This window comes from Streptomyces lucensis JCM 4490 (genome assembly GCF_014650035.1).
In the GTDB taxonomy this organism is placed as follows: Bacteria; Actinomycetota; Actinomycetes; order Streptomycetales; family Streptomycetaceae; genus Streptomyces; species Streptomyces lucensis.
The window spans coordinates 200,609-221,090 of the sequence record NZ_BMUE01000003.1 but is presented as its reverse complement, the minus strand read 5'-3'; the positions used below and the strand labels follow the sequence as shown (position 1 = coordinate 221,090).

The following is a 20,482-nucleotide window of genomic DNA, read 5'->3' as shown; positions in this document are numbered from 1 at the left end:
GGAAGCAGCAAGCGAAGCAGGGGTCGTCGACCGGAGTGCTCGACCAGGGCTCACCCTCGCCGCGGTGGCCGTCGTGCAGTTCATGGTGTCGCTGGACCTGTCGGTCGTGAACGTCGCACTCCCGGACATCGGCTCCGACCTCGGCTTCAGCCAGGTGGGGCTGACCTGGGTCATCCATGCCTACGCCCTGGCCTTCGGCGGGTTACTCCTGCTGGGCGGCAAGGTCGCCGACCGGTACGGCCACAAGCGGATCCTGCTGGTCGGGCTCCCGCTGTTCGGCCTCGGTTCCCTGCTCGGGGGCTTCGCCCAGGAACCCGGTCATCTGGTGGCGGCCCGCGCCGCCCAGGGCGTGGGCGCCGCCGCGCTGGCCCCGGCCGCGCTGGCCCTGCTGGCCTCGACCTTCCCCGAGGGCAAGGAACGGGTGAAGGCGTTCGGCGTGTGGAGCGCGGTGAACGCCGCGGGCGGCGCCCTCGGCGTCCTCATCGGCGGCCTGCTCACCCAGTACGCCAGCTGGCGCTGGGTGATGTTCGTGAACGTGCCGATGGCCGTCGGCGCTCTGGCCCTCGCCTACCGCGGCGTCGCCAACGATCCGCCCGCCGAGCGCCGCGGCCGCCCGGACGTGGTGGGCGCCGTCCTCGCCACGGCGGGGATGTCCCTGCTCGTCTTCGGCGTCGTCCGCACCGACCAGCATCCGTGGAGCTCCGGCACCACCCTGACGACCCTGGCGATCGCCGTCGCGCTGCTGGCCGCCTTCGTCGTCGTCGAGAAGACCACCGCCCGGGACCCGCTGATCCGGCTCGGCCTGTTCACCAACCGCTCCGTCGCCGGCGCCAACGCCTACACGCTCCTGCTGGGCGGCGCCATGGCCTCGGCGTTCTACTTCATGTCCCTCTATCTGCAGCGCGTGCTCGGCAACGGTCCGGCCCGCACCGGCGTGGAGTTCCTGCCGTTCGCGTTCGGCGTGGTCTTCGGCTCCGTACTCGCCATCAAGCTCGGCCTGCGCCTCGCGCCCCGCAACCTCCTGATCGGCGGCGGGCTGCTGACCGCGGCCGGGTTCGCCTGGTTCGGCATGATGAGCGCCGACGGCTCGTTCAGCGCCGACATCCTGGGCCCGTCGATCATCACCAGCATCGGCATCGGCCTGTGCCTCGCACCTGCCGTCTCCATCGCCACCGAGGGCGTCGCCGCCCACGAGACGGGCACCGCCTCCGGCCTGCTCAACAGCACCCGGCAGATCGGCGCCTCGCTCGGGCTCGCCGCCCTCGGCACCGCCGCCCACGACCGCACCGGCAACCGGGCCACGCTCGACGGACTCAGCGACGGGTACGCGCTCGGCATGTCCATCGCCGCCGTGATCGTGGCCGCCGCCGTGCTGATCGCCGTCGCCGTCCTGCCCCGTACCAAGGCGCCGGCGCCGGCCGGGAGCGACACCGGCGCCCTGCTGCCCGACTGACGCGGCGCCCCGGGCGCCCGCCCGCCGGGTGTGCGTTCCTCACGAAGCGGGATGAGGAACGCACACCCGGATGTGTCCTGATGGACCGCGCACCGTCGCGCGGACACGGTGAACGCGACCTCTGACGATCTCCGGCTCCCCGAGCCGTGGACCGGAACAGGGGTCGCGTTCGCATGCCGGCCCTGTCCCTCACCCTCGCCGAGCTGCGGCTTTCCGGCCCGCCCCCGGCGTTTCCACACGTGCCGACCGCCGTGACGGCCCGCGCACCGCCCGCCTCGATTCCACCATTCCGCCCATGTGAAACGCACGCACAGGCGTGCGGGATTAATCTGTCGCGGCCCGATATCCGGCTGATACCGTCGAGATCGTTCCGCAGATTCAGGCAGGGGGCCGGCGGGAATGCGCACCACTCTTTGCATCTCTCGCTGTGGGCATCCGCAAAATTACCGAGGTGTCGCGGTGATGACCGTAATCGAGTCGTCGCCGCGGTCGTTGTGCCTGGAAGGATAGGCTGTGCCACAGCAAGCTGCAACCGTGAACACGCCCTGGGAAGAAGTGGCGAGTTCCATCGAATTCATTCCCGTCCAGTATTCCAGCAAAACCCAGCCGGAATCCGTGGCGCAGGAGATGCTGCGCTGTGAGCCGGCGGAGATCGACCGGCTCGTCGACGCGGGTCTGCCGTTCGAGGACCGGGCGGGCGAGCGCTTCTTCGACCCGAACGACCTGTACAACCTCGGCATGTACTCGAACAGGACGAACACGCAGCCGGAGCTCGCGTTCCGCATGCTGTTCCGCTTCGCCGGCCGCTCGGTCGAGGACCTGCTGCGCGAGAAGGCGTGGGACTTCCGGGTCCGGCTGGAGTGCGTCGAGTGCGAGGGGACCGCCCCCTGGCGCTTCGAGGCACCCGACGTCGTCCGGTTCGGGGGACGTGTGGCCGGCGGGGCGGCGCCGGAGGCTTGCGCGGGGTCGGCCGAGTACGCGGCCACGATCACCACGACAGGCGCACGGACACCCCTGGTCTCCACCGAGCTGCGCCGGCTGACCCGCGAGTACCTCGACGCCGGCTACCGCTGGCAGATGATCCCCGTCGCCATGCAGGCCGACCACGAGCTGGTGCACGCCCTGGGCGCGACGAGCTGCATCGCGGCGAGCCTCCACCTGGCCGAGCGCTTCCGCGCGGCCGGCTACCGGGCCGAGGCCAAGCGGGGCTGGTTCTGCGGCGTGCTCGGCGGCGCCCTCGACCTGCCGCACGCCTGCGTGGAGGTGGAGGACGAGGACGGCGCGCTCAGGACCGTCGACATCGCCAAGGCGCAGCTGGCCGCCCGGCTGTCGCCGGACACGGGTGCCTTCCAGGAGCTGTGCGTCGGATCGATCTACAACAAGGTCATCCCCTCCACCGCTTCCGGCAATGCGTCCTTCGGCCATCACGAATGTGGTTCACCGCTCCCGGTCCAGGTGCGCGCGGATATTCGAGCGGCGCGTTGAAGCTGAGTTTTCGAGCCACTCCGTCAGGAAGGACGAGTGAAAATGGCGGTACGTGAAGTCGCCCCGGTTCAGCTCGACACGAACCGGTTGGAGCAGCTGGCCGAGTCCGGCTACTACAACCCCTACACGATGTTCGACTGGCCCGACGCCATCGAGCCCGACCTGCCGTGGATGAGCGAGAACCTGACCACGCTGGCCGGCACACCGATGTGGGACGAGCTGACCCGCGAGCAGCAGATCGCGCTGACCAAGTACGAGTCGATCAACTTCTTCAGCCTCAACATCCACGGCATCCGTGAACTGATGAGCGAAGTCGTGATGCGCATCCACGAGCCGACCTACGCGAACGTCTCGGAGTTCCTGCACCACTTCATCGGTGAGGAAAACGAGCACATGTGGTTCTTCGCGAAGTTCTGCCTGAAGTACGGCGGCAAGCTGTACCCCGCGCAGCCGACGCTGAAGGCCGGCTCGGTCGACCACCTCTCCCGGGTGGCCCGCGAGATGATCGTGTTCGCGCGGATCCTGATCTTCGAGGAGATCGTCGACTACTACAACGCGCACATGGCGACCGACCAGTCGCTGCCGCACATCGCCCGCGAGATCAACCGCGTCCACCACGTGGACGAGAGCCGCCATGTCGCGTTCGGCCGGATGATCTTCACCAACCTGCTGGAGCAGGTCACCGAGCGCGACCCGGAAGAGGTGCCGGTGCTCGCCGAGTACCTCGAGGACTACCTGCAGTACAGCATCGCCACCCTCTACAACCCGGCCGCCTACCGCGACGCGGGCATCCCCGACCCGCTGGCCGTGCGGCGGCGCGCGCTGGAGCACCCGGCGCGGGCGGAGGCGCACGAGCAGGTGCTCAAGCGCACACGGAAGTTCCTCTCGAAGGCGGGCGTGGGCAGGGAGGCCATCAAGTGACGAACGAACCCATGCAGGCCGTCCGGGAGTTCATCCTCGGCCGCAACCCCAGGCTCGGCCTGCTCTCCGACGACCTGGACCTGATCGACAGCCGGGCCATCAACTCGCTGGCCTTCGTCGAGTTCATCTTCCTGCTGGAGGAACTGACGGGCGAGCCGATCGACCCCGAGGACCTGGACCTGGACGACTTCCGCACCCTCAACGCGCTGGAAGCCCGATTCTTCAAGAAGGAAGCGGCCCGATGACCACAGCGACCGACAACGGCCTCGGCGTTCTCGACGGCAGCCAGCTGCGGTTGCTGCGGGCGCTCGACGCCGTGTTCCTCCGGCTGGCCGACGACTGGCAGGCGCCGGAGTTCCGGTTCCCGTTCCTGATGCGGTGCCAGGACCTCGACACCTTCGACTACTACGACAACTTCCCGCACCTGGGCCTGACCGCGACGCGGCTCGAACCCGAGCGCCTGGCCGCCCTGCTGGCCGAGTCGTCCCGGCCGGTCGACCGGATGCCGACCGAGGTCATGGAGCCGACCGCGTTCGCGCTGCCCTCGGCCGCGTGCTACTCGATCTACCTCCACCTGGCGAACTCCACACTGCCGGCCGAGGGCACGATGCGGACCACCGTCGGCACCTGTTTCCGCAACGAGACCCACTACCAGGGCCTGCAGCGGCTGCTCGGCTTCTCCATGCGGGAGATCGTCTGCGTCGGACCGGAGGAGCGGGCCAAGAACCACCTGCTGCGCGCCAAGGACGCCGTCACGGCCCTGCTCGGCGAACTCGGGCTGGACTACAAGCTCGAAGTCGCCACCGACCCGTTCTTCGACAAGAACAGCGGCAAGGCGAAGATGCAGCGGCTGTTCCCGGTGAAGGAGGAGTTCGTCGTCAACGGTCTGGCGATCGGCTCCGTCAACTACCACCGCAACTTCTTCGGCGAGCGGTGCGACATCCGGGCCGGCGAGGAGACGGCGCACACCAGCTGCCTCGCCTTCGGCCTGGAGCGCTGGGTGCACACACTGACCGAGCGGTTCGGCGGCGCGGACGCCGCGGTGGCCGCCGTCGAGGGCCTGAGCTGATGCGTCCCACACTGGCGGACGTCCTCGGCCTGGACGTGAGCCTGCTGCAGTCGGGCATGGGCGGCGTCGCCGGTTCGGAACTGGCGTGCGCCGTCTCCAACGCCGGCGCGGCGGGCTGCGCGGGCGGCTACAAGCTGGTCGACGGCGCGCTGTCGGCCATGCTCGAGCGGCTGACCACCGGGACCGACCGGCCGGTCGGCGTGAACCTGATCCCGGAGGTGGTCGGGCCGGACGACCTCGACCGCCAGGTGGCGCAGGTGCTCGCCGAGACACCCGGCCGGGTGCACCTCTCCTTCTTCGGCATGCCCGGTGACGCGGTGCTCGAACGCGTCACCGCGGCGGGGCGGCAACTGGTGGTCCAGGTCGGGACCGTCGAGGACGGTGTGCACGCGGCCGGCGCCGGCGCCGTGGTGGTGGCCCAGGGCATCGAGGCCGGCGGTCATCTCCTCGGCACGTGGCGGCGGGACGAGCTGGTCGCCGCGCTACGCGCGGAGCTTCCCGACGCCTGCGTCGCCGCCGCCGGCGGGATCGGCTCGCCCGGGGACGCCGAGCGGGCACTGGCCGCCGGAGCCGACGGCGTGCTGCTCGGCACCGCCTTCGTCGTCGCGCACGAGTCCCGGGCCCACGGCCGGTTCAAGGCGGCGGTGACCGCCGCCGACGACACGGACACCGTGATCACCGACGTCTACGAGATCGGCTGGCCCGGCAGGCGGCACCGCGTGCTGGCGACCGCCGTCACCGCGGACCCCGGGCAGCCCAAGAAGTTCATCGGCCGGACGGTCGTCGAGGGCAAGCCCTACCTGGTGCCGCGCTTCAGCTCGGCGGTGCCGACCGACGCGACCAGCGGCCGGATCGAGGAGATGGCGATGTACTGCGGCGAGTCCTGCAGCGCCGTGTCCGGCGAACTGTCGGCGGCCGACGTCGTCGCCGCCTTCGCGCGTGTCCTTCCGGGCCCCGAAGTCTCCGAGAACGAGCAAAGGATGGAAAGCCATGTCCGGTGAAGACCACCACGACCTCTCGTACCACGACACGCCGCGCATCCGGACCCGTGAGGGCGTCGAGCTCTACTACGAGTCCACCGGCGAGGGCACGGCCATCACGTGCCTGAACAACTTCTTCATCAACGCGCCGTTCTGGCGTGAGTACACCGACGAACTGGTCCAGCACCACCGCGTCGTGACCTACGACTTCTGCAACCACGGCGCCTCCTCGCGCATCGCCCAGGAACCGACCTGGGAGGAGCACGCCGCGGACGTGATCGGGCTCCTCGACGCGCTGGAGATCGAGTCGACGTACCTCATCGGCACGTCGGCCTCCACCCAGCTCGCCCGCGACGTGGCCCTGGAGTACCCGGACCGGGTCAAGGGCCTGATCCTGGCCGGCCCGGTCCTCGGCACCAAGGGCATGCGGCGCCACCGGCAGCTGAACCGTTCGTGGCTGCTGACGCTGAAGAGCCACGGCATGGCCGCGCTGTACGCCCAGATGTACCCCGAGGTGATCAGCGGCGAGATGAACGAGGAGTCCGGCACCCCGGGCTTCCTGGGCCTGCGCGAGAGCTTCATGGCGATGTCCACGCCCGAGGAGCTGACCAACGGCCTGACCCTCGTCCAGTCCGGCGACACCAGCTCCGAGCTGCTGTCCCGCGTCCAGCAGCCGACGGTGATCGTCCTCGGCGACGACGACATCCTGCTGAGCCCTACCCGCGGGCACGAGGTGGCCGCGCTGTTCCCGAACGGCCGCTGCGAGATCATGCCGAACGCCGGCCACGTGCCGTTCCTCGACGATCCCGCGGGTTTCCAGGCCATCGTCCGCAAGTTCGTCGAAGAAGCGGAAGCGCATGTCTGACACGTCGGTCGAGGTCCGGCAGCGCATCCGTGAACTGCTGGTCGATCTCTTCAACGGCGATCGTTTCGTCGGGACCGTGTCGGACAGCGTGTCGCTCCGCGAGGCGGGGGTGTCCTCCACCGCACTGGTCAGTCTGCTGGTGGCGATGGAGGACGCGTTCGGGTTCGAATGGGACGACGACGTCCAGCCGGAGGTGCTGCGCTCGATCGACTCGCTCGCGGGATACGTCGTGGCGCTGCGCAACTGAGGGCCGTGACAGTGGCTGCTGAGCTTCGCGTTCCCGCAGGCGTCGACCCGGACGCGGTGATCGGCTGCCGTCCGGTGCCCTGGCCGCACGGACCGGCTCAGCAGTTCGCGGCAGGTCGTCGGGCGGCGGCCGCGGCTCTGGCCTCGGCCGGGTCGGCCGACCGGGACGTACCCCGTGATCCCGACGGCCGGCCGTGCTTCCCGCGCGGATTCGCCGGGTCCATCTCGCACACCGATCACCTGGCGGTCGCGGTGGTGGTGCCCGGCGCCGAGGCCGTCGGCGTCGACATCGAGGACATGACCGTCACTCCTCGCATGGCGAGGTTCGTCCTCCGTGAGCGGGAGCGGCGCACGCTGCTCCCGCCGGTCGGGGTGTTCACCCCGCGTGACCTGTTCGCCGTCAAGGAAGCAGCCTTCAAGGCCATGAACGGCGCCGGCGCCCTGGGCGAGTTCCTGTTCTGGCGGATCGAACTCAGCCGGTCCGATGACGCGTTGGTCGCTTCCTACCGCGGCGAACCGGTACCGGTGTGGGTTCGCTCGGAGGCAGATCTCTCGTTCGCCGTGGCGATACGGCGTTGAACTCTACGATTCGCCCTGGGGGAAAGAACGTAATGAATCCCGACATTCTCCAGGTCGTCGACGAGCTGTTCCGTCGCCGACTGCAAGTACCCGAACTCGACCCCGACGTTCCGCTGGTCGACTACGGCCTCGACTCGATCCGGTCCATCGACTGCGTGGTCGAGATGGAGTCCGTGTTCGACGTGAACATCTCGGACGAACAGGCGGCTTCCATGCGGACACTGCGCGAAGTCGTGGACCAGATCACCGCCTCGCTGGCAGTGCGGGCCGGACAAGGAGGCGGTGCCGCATGAGTGCCGAGTCAGGATTCGCACGGTACGCCAGGCCGGAGTTCGCGCGGCTCTTCCGCGCACTCCATCTGGACGTCGTCTACCGGGCCGGCCAGGGGGACCACCTGACCCGGGAGCTGCCGGGCGCCGAGGACGGGCCCCCGGCCACCGAACAGGTGCTGGACCTGGTCGGCGGTGCGGGGTCCTCGCTGTTCGGGCACAACCACCCCGAGCTGCTCGAGGTGGCGCGGCGCTGCTTCGACGAGCAGATCCCGTTCAACGCGCAGGCCAGCGTCCGCCCGGGCGCCGCCGAGCTGGCGGAGCGGTTGTCCACGGTCGTCGGCGCCACCACCGGCGCGAGCTACGTGGTCACCCTCGGCAGCACCGGCGCGGACGCCGTGGAGGGCGCGGTGAAGCACGCGACGGTCGAGCACCGGCGGCGCCTCGGCGCCCTCCAGGAGGATGTCGAACTGTCCCTGCGGCGCGTGCGGCGGGACGGCCTCGCGGACGTCGCCTGCGCGAGCGGGCCGGCGGCCGGCCGGCCGTGCGCCGAGGTGCTCGGCGAGGCCCTGGACCGGATCGCCGAACTGCGGCGCGAGGCACCGGTGTTCGTCTCGCTGCGCAATGCCTTCCACGGCAAGACGGCCGGCGCCGGCACCCTGACGCACGGCGGCAACGTGCCCGAGGACCTGAAGGTACCGGGACCGCGGCACCGCCGGCTGGGCGACTGGACGCCCGAGGCGGTGGTGGGCGCGCTCGACGCCGACCGCGTCGAGATCTCCACGATCACCGTCGACGCCGCCGGAGTGCCGCACTCCGCCGCCCGCCACCTGTCGCCGGTGGCGGCGTGCTTCGTCGAGCCCATCCAGGGCGAGTCCGGGGTACACGAGGTACCGGCCGAGACGCTCGCCGCGCTGCGCGAACTGGCCGACCGGCACGAAGCGGCGCTGGTCTTCGACGAGATCCAGTGCGGCATGGGGCGCACGGGGACCTTCCTCGCGTCCGAGGGCTCCGGCGTGGCCGCCGACTACTACCTGTTCTCCAAGTCCCTCGGCGGCGGGCTGGCCAAGGTGTCCGCCCTGCTGGTCGACGAGAAGCGGTACGTGCCGGAGTTCGGCCGCCACCACACCTCCACCTTCGCCGACGACGACTTCTCCTCGAGGATCGCCACGGCCGCCGTGGACCTCTCCTTCGCCTACCGCGACCGCATCACCGAGACCGGCAGGCTGCTGCGCGAGCGGCTGACCGAGGTGGCGGCGCGCTGGCCGGACGTCATCGTCGAGGTGCGCGGCCGTGGACTGCTGCTGGGCGTCGAGTTCGTCCTGCCGCGGCCCGAGTCGGGTCTGCTGCGCGAGGCCATCGACTCCGAGTCGCTCGGATACCTCATCGCGGGCCGGCTGCTGCACACGCACCGGATGCGGGTCATCCCCACCCTGTCCGCCCCCACGACGGTGCGCGTCCAGCCGTCGGCGCTGCTCGAACCGGCGGACGTGGACCGCATCGCCGCCGCCTTCGACGACGTCGCCGGCCTGCTCTCCCGCGGTGACTACGCCACGCTGCTGGCACACCTGACCGTGCCGCCCGCCGAGCCGTGGCAGCCGCCGCAGCACGTGCCGTCGCCCCGCCGCGACCGCCCCGCGCAGCACGGCGGGCTCCGTCCCGGTGTGCCTCGCGTCGCGTTCCTCGCCAACCTGGACGTGCCGAGCAAGCTGTGGCACATGGCGCCGGAGCTGGCCGACTGGTCGGACGAACAGTGCGAGGCGGCGCTCGACCGCATGTGGGGGGAACTCGACCCCTTCGAGGTCACCCGGCACCGCATCACCTCCGAGGCCCAGGGCGAGGTCGAGGTCGTCATGGTGGCGGCACCCTTCACCGCCGCCCAGGCCAACGTCGCGCTGCGGGCCGGGCAGGGAGCGTGGCTGCGCCGCACGGTGCTCGACGCGGTGGAACTGGGCGTCTCGCTCGGCGCCCGGGTCATCGGGCTCGGCGGTCACACGTCCATCGTCACCAACGCCGCCCGGGACGTGGTCGAGAGCGACATCAAGGTGACGTCGGGCAACTCGCTGACCGCCGCCTGCGCCTACGACCTGCTGCGACTGCAGCTGGCCGAGTCCGGCGCCGGGGAACGCCGCGTCGGACTCGTCGGCGCCATCGGCAACATCGGCGCGGTGATGGCCGAACTCATCGCCGAACACTGCGAGTCGATGGTGCTGGTCGGCCGGCCCGGTTCGGCCCGGCGGCTGGCGGCGGTCGCCGAGCGGCTCGCCCACCACCGGGTGGACGTGTCGATCGCCGAGGGTCTCGACGCCCTGCGGGACTGCCCGATCGTGGTCAGCGCCACCAACTCGGCGGACCCGGTGATCCTGCCGAGCCACCTGGCCGGCGACCGGAAGGTCCTCGTCTGCGACCTCGCGGTCCCCGGTGACGTCCACCCGGCGGTGGCCGGACTGTCGAACGTCACGCTGGTGTCCGGCGGGCGCATCCAGCTCCCCGGCATGCAGACCCCGCACTTCCCGGGCATCACGCTGCCCCCGGGAATCCTGTACTCCTGCATGGCCGAAACGATGCTGCTCGGCCTCGAACCCGGGACGCCGAGCCCGTCGTACGGCGGCCTGACCTCGGCCGGGGTGCTGGCCGCGCGGGACCTGGCGGTCCGGCACGGGTTCCACCCCGCCCGCATCGTCTCCGACGACGTGTCCGTACAACCGTGGATCACCGACAAGTTCAGCACTTACGAGGAGCACATCGGATGACCGGACTTCGCCCGCGTTTCCCGAGCATCTTGCACGCCCTGGTGGAACACGCGGAACGCGGCTCGGACGGATCGCACGTGACGCTGATCCCGGAGCCGGGCAAGGAGGTGCCCCTGCGGTACGACGCTCTCGTGGAGAGCGCCGCACGGTGCGCGGCCGCCCTCGCGGAGTACGGCGTCGGCCACGGCGACCGGGTGGTGTTCTGCCTGCAGACGGGCCCGCAGTTCGTCACCGCCTTCTTCGGGGCCCAGCTGCTCGGAGCGATGCCCACGGCGATCTCGCTGCCCGTCTCCTTCGGGGGAGCGGCGGGGTTCGAGGGCCAGCTGAAGGACCTCGTGGACTACCTGCGGCCCGCCGCGGTCATCACCACCAAGGCGGTGATCGACGGACTGCCCAGCCTCTCCGGCACCCATGTGGTCGACGCCGACGCGCTGTACGCCCGCGCCATGGCGAGCGACGCGCCGGCACACCCCGTACGCCTCCCCAAGGGCGACGACCTGTCGCTGATCCAGTGCACCTCCGGGTCGACGGGCCGGCCCAAGGGCGTCATGATCTCGCACGCCAACCTGGCCGCCAACTGCGAGCAGTTCGTCGGCGCCGTCGGCTGGTCGAGCGAGGACACCACCGTCAGCTGGGCACCGCTCTACCATGACATGGGCCTGATCACCGGCCTGCTGTGCCCCGTCTTCTCCGGCGGCAGCACGGTGCTCATGCCGCCCACGCGCTTCCTGCGCGCGCCGGCCGAGTGGCTCCGGTACATCAGCACCTACCGCGGCGCCTTCTCCGCCGCGCCCAACTTCGCCTACGGCTATGTCACCACCCGGGTGCGCGACGAGGAACTCGACGGCGTGGACCTGTCGTCCTGGCGGGTGGCGCTCTGCGGGGCCGAGCCAATCCAGCCCGGCACCGTGCGGCGCTTCGTCGACCGCTTCACCCGGTGGGGCCTGCCCGCCACCGCGTTCACCCCCGCCTACGGAATGGCCGAGGCCTCGCTGGTCATCACCAGCACCCGGCAGGACGAGACGCTGGTGTACGACACCATCGACCGCCAAGCCGCCGCCGCCGACGCCACGGCGACCGACGCCGGCCCGCAGGACGAGGACGCGCTGCGGATCGTCGACTGCGGCCGGCCGGTGGCCGGCACCGAGGTGCGCGTCGTGGACGGCGAGGGACGGCCGCTGGGGGAGAACCGGATCGGCCACGTGCAGTTCCGCAGCCCCTCGCGCACGGTCGGCTACTTCGACCTGCCGCAGGAGACCGCCGCGGCGATCGACGAGCCGGACTGGTGGAAGACCGGTGACATCGGCTACCTGCGCGACGGCGGCCTGCGGATCACCGGCCGGGCCAAGGACCTGGTCATCATCCGCGGCGCCAACTACTTCCCCTCGGACTTCGAGCAGGCCGCCGAGACGGTGCCCGGAGTCCGCCTCGGAGCCGTGATCGCGGTCGGGCACCGCCCGCAGGACAGCGACTCGGAGGAGCTGCACCTGATCGTGGAGACGGAACTGGACAGCGAGCTGCACGCGTCGCTGCGCCAGTCCATCACCGCCGCCGTCAGCTCGCGGACCGGTGTCCGGCCCGACGGCATCCATCTGGTTCCGCGCAAATCCATCCCCAAGACCACCAGCGGCAAGCTGCAGCGGTCGAAGGCGCGGGAACTGTTCGTCGAACAGGCGGCCGCCCCGGGCGTCTGACGGTCAGCACAGCGGTACGGCCAAGACCGGTTGGGGTCCGGTGGCAGGGCGGTGGCCCTGCCACCGGACCCGTCGAGATAGGAACACCCATGAGCAGGACCTCGTCCCCGTCCGCCCCGCCGTCCGCCGGCGGGCAACTCTCGCTCAGCCTCACCACCCCCAAGATCGTCTTCCTGATCATCGCGGCCGCCGCTCCCCTGGCGGCCATGGTCGGCACCGTGCCGCTGGCGTTCGCCCTCGGCAACGGGCCCGGCGTACCAGCCATGTTCGTGTTCGCGGGCCTGACGCTGATGTGCTTCTGCGTCGGCTACGCCGCGATCAGCCGCAGGGTGGTCAACGCGGGAGGCTTCTACACCTACATCTCGTGCGGCCTGGGCCGGCCGCCCGCGGTGGCCGGCGGCCTCATCGCCGTGGTCGCCTACAACACCGCGTCCGTCGGACTGCTCGGCTCGTTCGCCTACTTCGCCCAGCTCGTCGCCGCCTCGCACGGGCTCGACCTGCCGTGGGAGGCATGGGCGGCGGCCGGCCTGCTCCTGGTCGCGGTGCTGGGGTACCGGCAGATCGACCTCAGCGTCCGGGTGCTCGGCGTGGCCATGTGCTGCGAGGTGGGCATCCTCCTGCTCCTGGCCGCGGCCGTGCTGGTCCGGCACGGAGCCGCCGCGCTGCCGGGCACGTCCTTCAGCCCGCACACGCTCTCCGGCTCCGGCATCGGCGTCTCCATGATGTTCGCGTTCATCTCGTTCATCGGGATCGAGTCGGCCGCGCTGTACGGCGAGGAGGCGCACAACCCGGAGCGGAGCGTCTCCCGCGCCACGTACATCTCCATATCGCTCATCGCCCTGTTCTACGGGTTCATCAGCTGGATCGCGGTCGGCGCCGTCGGCCCGCACAGCATCCAGAAGGTGGCCGGCGCCCAGTTGGGCGACCTCTTCTTCAGCCTGAGCGACGACTACCTCACCGAGGCGTTCACCACGGCCATGCAGGTGCTGCTGTGCCTGAGCCTGTTCGCCGGCTGGCTCGCCCTGCACAACGCCGCGAACCGCTACATGTTCGTGCTGGGCCGTGAGGGAGTGCTGCCGCGGGTCCTCGGCACGGCACACGCCCGGTACGCCTCCCCGTACCGGGCCAGCCTCACGCAGACGGCGTTCAGCCTGGTCACGGCCGCCGTCTTCGCGGTCGCCGGACTCGATCCCTACCTAGGCCTGACCACCAGCATGCTCGGCCTCGGCACGCTCGGCATCATCTTCCTGCAGGCCGTGGCGTGCCTGTCGGTCATCGGCTACTTCTGGCGCAGGCCGGACCGGCACTGGTGGCGTACGGCGCTCGCACCGGCGCTCGGCTTCGCCGGGCTCGCCGTCGCCACGTCCCTCGTCGTGATCAACTTCGACACCATGACCGGCACGAAGAACCCGGTGGTGGACTCCCTGCCCTGGCTGATCCTGGTCGGAGCGGTGCTCGGGCCCGCGTACGCCCTGTGGATCCGCTCCGCGCACCCCGAGCGCTATGCGCGCCTGGCGGGCGTGGAGACCCGGCGGGGCGAGCCGGTCGAGTTCGCCGGGCGCACTGTCACCGAGGCCGTACCGACGGGGAGTTGAGCACGAGCGGCACCGGGCGACAGCCCGAGGAGCGGGGCCCGGCGGGTCGGCCGGGCCCCGCTCCCGTCCGTCCGGACGGGCGGCAGCGGGGCCCGTGAGCCGGTGGGCAGGTCACCGGAGCAGCCCCAGGCGGGTGGCCCCGTCCAGCCGGATGGTCTCGCCGTTGAGCATGGGGTTGTCCACGACATGGGCCACGAGCGAGGCGAAGTCGTCGGGATTGCCCAGCCGTCGCGGGTGCACCGTCCCCTGGAGCAGCATGTCGCGCAGCTGGTCCGACGCTCCGTCCAGCATCGGGGTCTCGAAGGGACCCGGTGCCACCGTCACGATCCGGATGGCGTACCGGGCCAGATCGCGGGCGATCGGCAGGGTCATCCCGGCTATCCCGGCCTTGGACGCCGCATAGGCGGCCTGTCCCTCCTGACCGTCGAAGGCGGTGATGGACCCCGTGCAGACGATGACGCCGCGGTCGCCGTCCTGCGGGTCGTTCCCCGCCATCGCCTCGGCGGCGAGCCGCACCACGTTGAATGTGCCCGTCAGATTGGCCTGGACGACGTGGGCGAACGATTCGAGGGCCAGCGGCCCCGAACGCCCCAGCACCCTGCCCATCCGGGCGGTTCCCGCGCAGTTGACGGCGATGCCCAGCCGGCCCAGCCGGGTCGCGGCCTCGACCGCGGCGCGGACGTCCGCCTCATCGGCCACGTCGCCCACCACGGTCACCGCGCCCCCCAGCTCGGCGGCGGCCTTCTCGGCGCGCTCCGGCGAGCGGCCCATCAGCACCACCTGGGCCCCGGCGTCCAGCAGACGGCGTGCCGTCGCCATGCCCAGACCTGACGTGCCGCCGGTGATCAGGGCCACGTTCCCCTGGATGTCCACGTGCGTTCCCCCTGTTTGCTCGGTTGGTTCGCTGTGTGCCGTGCTCCGGCCGGTACGGCGCCCGCGGCAGCCGCGGACGCCGTACACCACCGTGACCCCAGTGCGTCCGCCCGGCTCAGTCGCCCGCCGCGGGTGCCATGGAGATGCTCCAGAAATCGGCGTAGCGGCCCCCGCGGCGCAGCAGTTCCTCGTGGCTGCCCTCCTCCGCGATCCGGCCGTCCTCCAGGAAGACGACGCGGTCGGCGCGCTGGACGGTCCGCATCCGGTGCGCCACCATCACCACCGTGCGGCCCGCCATCAGGCGCTCGATTCCGTCGTGGACGGCCGCCTCGTTCACCGGGTCCAGCGCGGACGTCACCTCGTCCAGCAGCACGACGGGCGCGTCCTTCAGCAGGGCCCGCGCGATGGAGACGCGCTGGCGTTCACCGCCCGACAGCAGGGCGCCGCCCTCGCCGACGTTCGCCTCCCAGCCACCGGGCAGCCGCTCGACCACCTCGTCGAGCCGTGCCGCGGCCGCCGCCGCCCGCACCTCCTCCTCGGTGGCGTCGGGACGGCCCAGCCGCACGTTCTCCTCGATCGTGCCGTCGAAGAGGTAGACGTTCTGGAAGACGATGGCGATCTGCTCCATCAGCACCTCGGGCTGGACGGAGCGCACGTCCACACCGCCCATGCGGACCACGCCCGCGTCGACGTCGTAGAACCGCGCGAGCAACTGCAGCAGGGTGCTCTTGCCCGTGCCCGACGGCCCGACGACGGCCAGCCGCTGACCCTGCGGCACGGACAGCGACATCGCGTCGATCACCGTGCGGTCGCCGTGCCGGAACACGACGGACTCCAGCTCCAGGTCGTGGCCGGCCGGCCGGACCGGGTCGGTGGCCTCCGGCAGCGGCTCGGCCTGCAGCACCGCGTCCAGTCCGGCGAGAACGGAGCGTGCGCCGCGCAGCTTTCCGCCGGTCTCCGACAGCGAGAGCAGCGGATCGGCGCAGCGGGCCGCCAGGACCAGGATCGTCAGCACTTCCGCCACCCCGATGTCCCCGCCGAGCGCCAGATAGGCACCCAGGGCCAGCAGCCCGGTGAACATGGCCTGCACCGTCAGGTTCAGGCCCAGGGTGCCGGGCAGCGACGACACCGTCGCCCGCCGGGACGCCTGCTCCACTCCCTTCAGCGCGTCGTCCAGCAGTCCGAAGCGCTCGTTCGTACGGCCGCCGGCGCGCAGCACGGGCTGGGCCTGGAGGTATTCGATGACCCGCCCGGTGGCCTCGTGGTCGCGCTCGGTGCGCTCCGCGTCGCGGGCGGCCATCGAACGCCCCGTCCAGACCTGGATCGCCGCCACGACCGGTGCGGCGGCCAGCGCGGCCAGCCCCATCTGCCAGTTGAACGCGAGCATCACGGCGACGATGGTCAGCGGGGTCAGACATGCGGAGACGAACGGTGCCAGCAGATGGGCGATCACCCCCATGGCCTGCAGGACACCGCGACTGGCCAGGACGGACACCTCGCCGAGCCGGCTCGCGCTGTACCAGCCGATCGGCAGCTTGGCCAGGTGGTCGCCGAACCGGTGGTACAGGCCGCGCAGCATCCCGGCCGCGACTAGGAATCCGGACAGGTCGCTGGCGTAGCGCAGCGCCGCGTAGACGGCGACCGAGGCCCCGAACCCGATCAGCCAGGGCCAGGCGTCCCCGGGCGAGCTGCCGAACAGCTCCCGCAGGACGGGGACCAGCAGGGCGTAGGACAGACCCTCGACGATCGCGGTCGTCGCCATCAGGGCCACCGTGCGACGCAACGGCCGGGCGTACTCGCGTCCCAGCACGCGCAACAGCAGTCGGATCATCGCCGTTCGTCTCCTTGCAGTACGCCGCCGTGGGTTTCGACCCCGTCACCGGCCGCGGACCGGTGGGATTGCCAGAACGCGGCGAACCTGCCGCCCCGGGCGAGGAGTTCGGCCGGCCTGCCGCGCTCGGCGATCTGCCCGCCGTCCAGCATCACGACGGTGTCGGCGTCGGCGACCGTCTCCAGGCGATGGGCGATGACCAGCACGGTCCGGTCGCCCTGGAGTGTCGCCAGGGCCTGGCGCACCGCCTGCTCGGTCTGCGGGTCGGCGAAGGCGGTGGCTTCGTCGAGCACGAGCACCGGTGTGTCGGCGAGCAACGCGCGGGCGATGGCGATCCGCTGCGCCTCGCCGCCCGAGAGCCCCGCGTCCTCGCCGATCACCGAGTCGTAGCCGCGGGGCAGTTCGCACACGCGGTCGTGGATGTTCGCCAGCCTGGCCGCGCGGACCACGTCGTCGAGGTCGGCGTGCGGTACGGCCAGGGCGATGTTCTCCGCGACCGACGCGCGCAGCAGGCGGACGTCCTGGAAGACGAACGAGACCCTGCGGTAGAGCTCCCGGCTGCCGATCTCGCGCAGGTCGACACCGCCCAGGGAGACCGAGCCGTGGGTCGGGTCGAAGAACCGCGGCAGCAGCTGGACCAGCGTGGACTTGCCGCTTCCCGACGGCCCGACGAGCGCGGTGACGGTACCCGGTTCGAGCACCAGGTCGATCCCGCGCAGCACCTCGTGGCCGTCGTCGTACCCGAAGCGGACGTCACGCAGTTCGACCCGGTGGCCCTGCGGGGCGACCGGGTGCGCGGGTTCGGCCAGCGGCTCCTCCCGCAGCACCTCCTTGATCCGGCCGACCGCGCGCCCGGCGGCCTGCAGGTCGTCGAAGCCGTGGCTGAGAGCGCCGATCGGTGCGGTCAGGCCCAGTCCGAGGAGCAGGAAGGGCAGCAGGTCGGCCGGGGCCATGTGGTGGCTCGTGATCAGGGGCGTACCGCCGAGCAGGACGACCAGCAGCACGAACGGCGGTGACAGCACCGTCTGCATCGCGGCGCCGATTCTGGCGATGCCGCGCACCCACCGGTAGAAGATGCCGCCGAAGTCGTCCGCGGCGGTGAGGAACTTGCGGTGGGCTCGGCCGGATCCGCCGAAGGCCTTCACGACCGAGATGCCCTGCACGAACTCGATGACGGAACTCGAGATGCGGGCCATGCCCCCGTCGAACTCCTGCTGCTCGCGCTTGCGGGCGTCGGTCTCCATCAGGGGGACCAGCGCGATGGCGACCAGCACCGGCGCCAGTGTGATCAGCGTGAGCCGCCAGTCGATGGTGAACAGGTAGATCAGCGACGCCAGCGGCACCACGAACGCCGCCGTGAGTTCGCCGGGGGCGTGGGCGATGAACGGGTGCACGGCACTGACGTCCTCACCGACCAGCTTGGCCAGCTCACCGGTCCGGCGCCGGGAGAACCAGCCGATCGGCACGCGTCCGAGCCGCGCCGCCAGTTGCCGGCGCAGCGACAGCTGCACCCGGCCGTCGAGGACGTGCCCCAGGGCGGACGACGCCGCCGTCAGCAGCAGCCGGACGAACAGGCCGGCGGCGCCAACGATCACTACGTTCCAGACGTGGTCGTGGTCGGCCGGGCCCGGCGCCAACAGGCTGCGGCCCAGCTCGACGACCGCCAGCAGCGGTGCCAGGCCCGCCAGGGCCCCGATGACCTGCAGGATCGCAACGGTCGCGAAGGTCCCGACATAGGGGCGCAGTAACTGCCCCATGTTCTCTTCCGCTGCGGAGCCGGCTTCCGGTAACGACCTGGACCGATCGCTCGCCTCGACAGGGACGCTCGCGCTCATCGCTCTCCCCTCGGGTTTTGAAACGCGTACGAATATTACTCTACCGCGCCCCTGGCCTGATGCGCCGTCGCTGTCGGGGATCGCCCGGCGGGGTGGTGGTCGGTTTCCGGCCGGTGGCGGTGCGGGCGGCCGGGCCCGCCTGCCGGGGAGGCCGCCGCTGTCACGCTGCGGCCGGGAAGGAGAACCGGGGCCGGCGGGAACGCTTCGAATCGGCCAGCCTCCGGCGGCGGAAGTGAAAATCGCCCGGCCGATTATTAGAATCTCATTCGGCGGCGGTGACATCGCGCGATCCGCGGGACATTGCGCGGGCGGTGTGCCGGTGGTAAATCTTGGTCCCGCATCCGGCCGGGCGCCGAAGTGTGCCCGTCGCCCGGCGCGTAGTTGACGGAGGATGCGCGTGAAGTTATCGTGGCCGGTCGCCGAGAATAGGGGGATCCCATTCCCGGCGACCGTCACCCGCAATTCGCGGAGATCAGATCCAGTTGGCTTCGCGGGCTATCCGCAAGGCGTCGATTCGGTTGCGGGCTCCGAGTTTCGCAACCATGGAAGAAAGGTAGTTGCGCACGGTCCCCTGGGAGAGGTGCAGCCGTGACGCTATCTCGACCACCGTGTCACCCCGCGAGACGTACTCGAGCACGGAGAACTCCCGCAGGGTCAGCGGGCAGTCCCCGTTGCCGAGGGCGGCGACCGTCAGCTCCACGTCGAAGACCCGCTCACCGTGATGCACCCGGTGGATGGCTTCGAAGAACTGGCGGGGAGGCACGCTGCGCTTGACCATGCCGCCGATGCCGGCGGCGAAGGCCTGGCGGACGACCGAGCGGGTGAAGGCCGTCGCCAGCAGCATGCTGCGGCACCCCGGCAGGCCGGCGATCTTCTCGGCGATGGCGAGCGCGTCACTGTCCGCGCCCTCGAAACTGATGACGACGACGTCCGGCCTGTGTATCTCGGCCAGTTCCAGTGCGTCGAGATTGCTGTCCGCGGTTCCGACCACGCGGATCTCCTCGTGGCGCTCGAGTAAAGCGGTGAGCGCGAAACGGGACAGGTGCAGGTCGTCGGACACCACTACATCGATTCCCACTCGATCCCCCAATTTAGTTCGTCGTCCGCCCCGCAGGGCTGCGGCGTAGAACTCGAGTCCGAACCGCAGGCATGTGCAGAATTCAGAATCTCGGTCCGCAGTCCTACTTCGCACAACGTGCGAATGTGCAGCTCTGCCCTGGCGAAACGATTCCGTTCGTTGACACCCACTGAGATGCAGACGGTCGGTGCGATGAGATTGGTTCCGGTCAGGATTGGTGTGCGTCCGGTCCGGCGGGCACGCTGAACATCGATGTCCGTCAATGCCGCGTGCGTTGTGCTTCCCCGGGCCGGGCCGGCGGCCGGCCGGAGTCGAGCAGTCCGTCACCGCCACAGCAGAGGCTGCTGTCCGCGGGGTGCACCTGGTCCGGTGCGTCCGGTGTGCCACGGGCCGGGCCGGCCCCGTCCGGCCCGTCGCCACGGCACCTGTTCGTCGAGGACGACCCGGTCCTCCCGGTCGCGTGACCGACCCCCTTCGCCGTGGGCGGAGGCGGGCCGGCGGGTTCGGTGCCGGTCTCGTCACGGTCCAACGCGAGCATGTGCGTCCCCTAGGGCTTGCTGAGGGATCAGTCAGTTGCGCGCGAAGGTCGTCCGGCGCAGGCGTCGTCATTCTGGGACAGCCCCGCTGGGGGAAGTATGTATGCCGTCTGGATGGACGACACGGCCGTACGCACCGGCCGTGAGGTACTCCCGCGAGCGTGCACGGCCGGCCGCGGGAGTCCGCAGATCTTGGTCAACTCCTCTACTGAGCAGGGATTTTCAGGCCAACCCGCCGCCGGCCCGATGAGCTGCCGGCCGACCCGCCGCACCGTGCCGGCCCCGTCCGGCGGACCCCGCTCCGGGCAGCGCGTTCGGCACGTGGCCGCCCGTGTCCGGCGTCCGCGGTCACCGGCCGGCACGCCTGCCGGAGCGGGACCAAGGCGGTCCGGGCGGTGGCCAGGAGCCGCCGTTGACCGG

At 70.9% G+C, this 20,482-nt stretch carries 17 protein-coding genes; 13 read left to right on the top strand and 4 right to left on the bottom strand.

Features of this window, described 5'->3' with window-relative positions:
- The first annotated feature begins 64 nt into the window (after nucleotides 1-64).
- The 13 genes from IE177_RS08950 to IE177_RS08890 all read left to right on the top strand — a co-directional run bounded on the left by IE177_RS08950 (nucleotide 65) and on the right by IE177_RS08890 (nucleotide 13,909).
- Complete coding sequence (locus tag IE177_RS08950; protein ID WP_229815954.1) at nucleotides 65-1,453, top strand: DHA2 family efflux MFS transporter permease subunit; 1,389 nt, start codon at nucleotides 65-67, stop codon at nucleotides 1,451-1,453.
- A gap of 615 nt (nucleotides 1,454-2,068) precedes the next feature.
- Nucleotides 2,069-2,938 carry a hypothetical protein gene (locus tag IE177_RS08945; RefSeq protein ID WP_190014521.1) on the top strand — a complete coding sequence of 290 codons (870 nt, stop codon included), beginning with the start codon at nucleotides 2,069-2,071 and terminating at the stop codon, nucleotides 2,936-2,938.
- Between the two features lie 42 nt (nucleotides 2,939-2,980).
- Nucleotides 2,981-3,859 carry a diiron oxygenase gene (locus tag IE177_RS08940; RefSeq protein WP_190014519.1) on the top strand — a complete coding sequence of 293 codons (879 nt, stop codon included), beginning with the start codon at nucleotides 2,981-2,983 and terminating at the stop codon, nucleotides 3,857-3,859.
- On the top strand, nucleotides 3,856-4,104 hold the full coding sequence (locus IE177_RS08935) for a phosphopantetheine-binding protein (RefSeq protein WP_229815953.1): 249 nt from the start codon (nucleotides 3,856-3,858) through the stop codon (nucleotides 4,102-4,104). Before IE177_RS08940 ends, IE177_RS08935 begins: the two co-directional genes overlap by 4 nt.
- Nucleotides 4,101-4,928: an aminoacyl--tRNA ligase-related protein gene (locus tag IE177_RS08930; RefSeq protein ID WP_190014517.1), complete on the top strand. Its 828-nt coding sequence runs from the start codon at nucleotides 4,101-4,103 to the stop codon at nucleotides 4,926-4,928. Before IE177_RS08935 ends, IE177_RS08930 begins: the two co-directional genes overlap by 4 nt.
- Nucleotides 4,928-5,929 (top strand): NAD(P)H-dependent flavin oxidoreductase, encoded by a 1,002-nt coding sequence (locus tag IE177_RS08925; protein ID WP_190014515.1) that lies wholly within the window; start codon nucleotides 4,928-4,930, stop codon nucleotides 5,927-5,929. The genes IE177_RS08930 and IE177_RS08925 overlap by 1 nt, the downstream gene beginning before the upstream one ends.
- Nucleotides 5,919-6,773, top strand: a complete 855-nt coding sequence (locus IE177_RS08920; protein WP_190014513.1) for an alpha/beta fold hydrolase — start codon at nucleotides 5,919-5,921, stop codon at nucleotides 6,771-6,773. The genes IE177_RS08925 and IE177_RS08920 overlap by 11 nt, the downstream gene beginning before the upstream one ends.
- Entirely contained in the window at nucleotides 6,766-7,020 is a 255-nt protein-coding gene (locus tag IE177_RS08915) for a phosphopantetheine-binding protein (protein WP_190014511.1), read from the top strand. Before IE177_RS08920 ends, IE177_RS08915 begins: the two co-directional genes overlap by 8 nt.
- Before the next feature lie 11 nt (nucleotides 7,021-7,031).
- Entirely contained in the window at nucleotides 7,032-7,598 is a 567-nt protein-coding gene (locus IE177_RS08910) for a 4'-phosphopantetheinyl transferase superfamily protein (RefSeq protein WP_190014509.1), read from the top strand.
- Between the two features lie 32 nt (nucleotides 7,599-7,630).
- Nucleotides 7,631-7,891 (top strand): acyl carrier protein, encoded by a 261-nt coding sequence (locus tag IE177_RS08905; RefSeq protein WP_190014507.1) that lies wholly within the window; start codon nucleotides 7,631-7,633, stop codon nucleotides 7,889-7,891.
- Nucleotides 7,888-10,620, top strand: a complete 2,733-nt coding sequence (locus IE177_RS08900; RefSeq protein WP_190014505.1) for an aminotransferase class III-fold pyridoxal phosphate-dependent enzyme — start codon at nucleotides 7,888-7,890, stop codon at nucleotides 10,618-10,620. The genes IE177_RS08905 and IE177_RS08900 overlap by 4 nt, the downstream gene beginning before the upstream one ends.
- Nucleotides 10,617-12,314 carry a fatty acyl-AMP ligase gene (locus IE177_RS08895; RefSeq protein ID WP_190014503.1) on the top strand — a complete coding sequence of 566 codons (1,698 nt, stop codon included), beginning with the start codon at nucleotides 10,617-10,619 and terminating at the stop codon, nucleotides 12,312-12,314. The genes IE177_RS08900 and IE177_RS08895 overlap by 4 nt, the downstream gene beginning before the upstream one ends.
- Nucleotides 12,315-12,403: 89 nt before the next feature.
- The gene (locus IE177_RS08890; protein ID WP_190014501.1) at nucleotides 12,404-13,909 is read left to right on the top strand and encodes an APC family permease; all 1,506 of its coding nucleotides are present in this window, start codon (nucleotides 12,404-12,406) and stop codon (nucleotides 13,907-13,909) included.
- A 111-nt stretch (nucleotides 13,910-14,020) separates the two neighbouring features.
- Here IE177_RS08890 and IE177_RS08885 read toward each other — a convergent pair whose 3' ends face one another.
- The 4 genes from IE177_RS08885 to IE177_RS08870 all read right to left on the bottom strand — a co-directional run bounded on the left by IE177_RS08885 (nucleotide 14,021) and on the right by IE177_RS08870 (nucleotide 19,526).
- Nucleotides 14,021-14,782 (bottom strand): SDR family NAD(P)-dependent oxidoreductase, encoded by a 762-nt coding sequence (locus tag IE177_RS08885; RefSeq protein WP_190014499.1) that lies wholly within the window; start codon nucleotides 14,780-14,782, stop codon nucleotides 14,021-14,023.
- Between the two features lie 115 nt (nucleotides 14,783-14,897).
- Nucleotides 14,898-16,613, bottom strand: a complete 1,716-nt coding sequence (locus IE177_RS08880) for an ABC transporter ATP-binding protein (RefSeq protein ID WP_190014497.1) — start codon at nucleotides 16,611-16,613, stop codon at nucleotides 14,898-14,900.
- Complete coding sequence (locus IE177_RS08875; protein WP_229815952.1) at nucleotides 16,610-18,370, bottom strand: ABC transporter ATP-binding protein; 1,761 nt, start codon at nucleotides 18,368-18,370, stop codon at nucleotides 16,610-16,612. The genes IE177_RS08880 and IE177_RS08875 overlap by 4 nt, the downstream gene beginning before the upstream one ends.
- A 550-nt stretch (nucleotides 18,371-18,920) precedes the next feature.
- A complete protein-coding gene (locus IE177_RS08870) occupies nucleotides 18,921-19,526 on the bottom strand; it encodes a response regulator transcription factor (protein ID WP_190014493.1) in 606 nt (201 codons plus the stop codon).
- Between the last annotated feature and the right edge of the window lie 956 nt (nucleotides 19,527-20,482).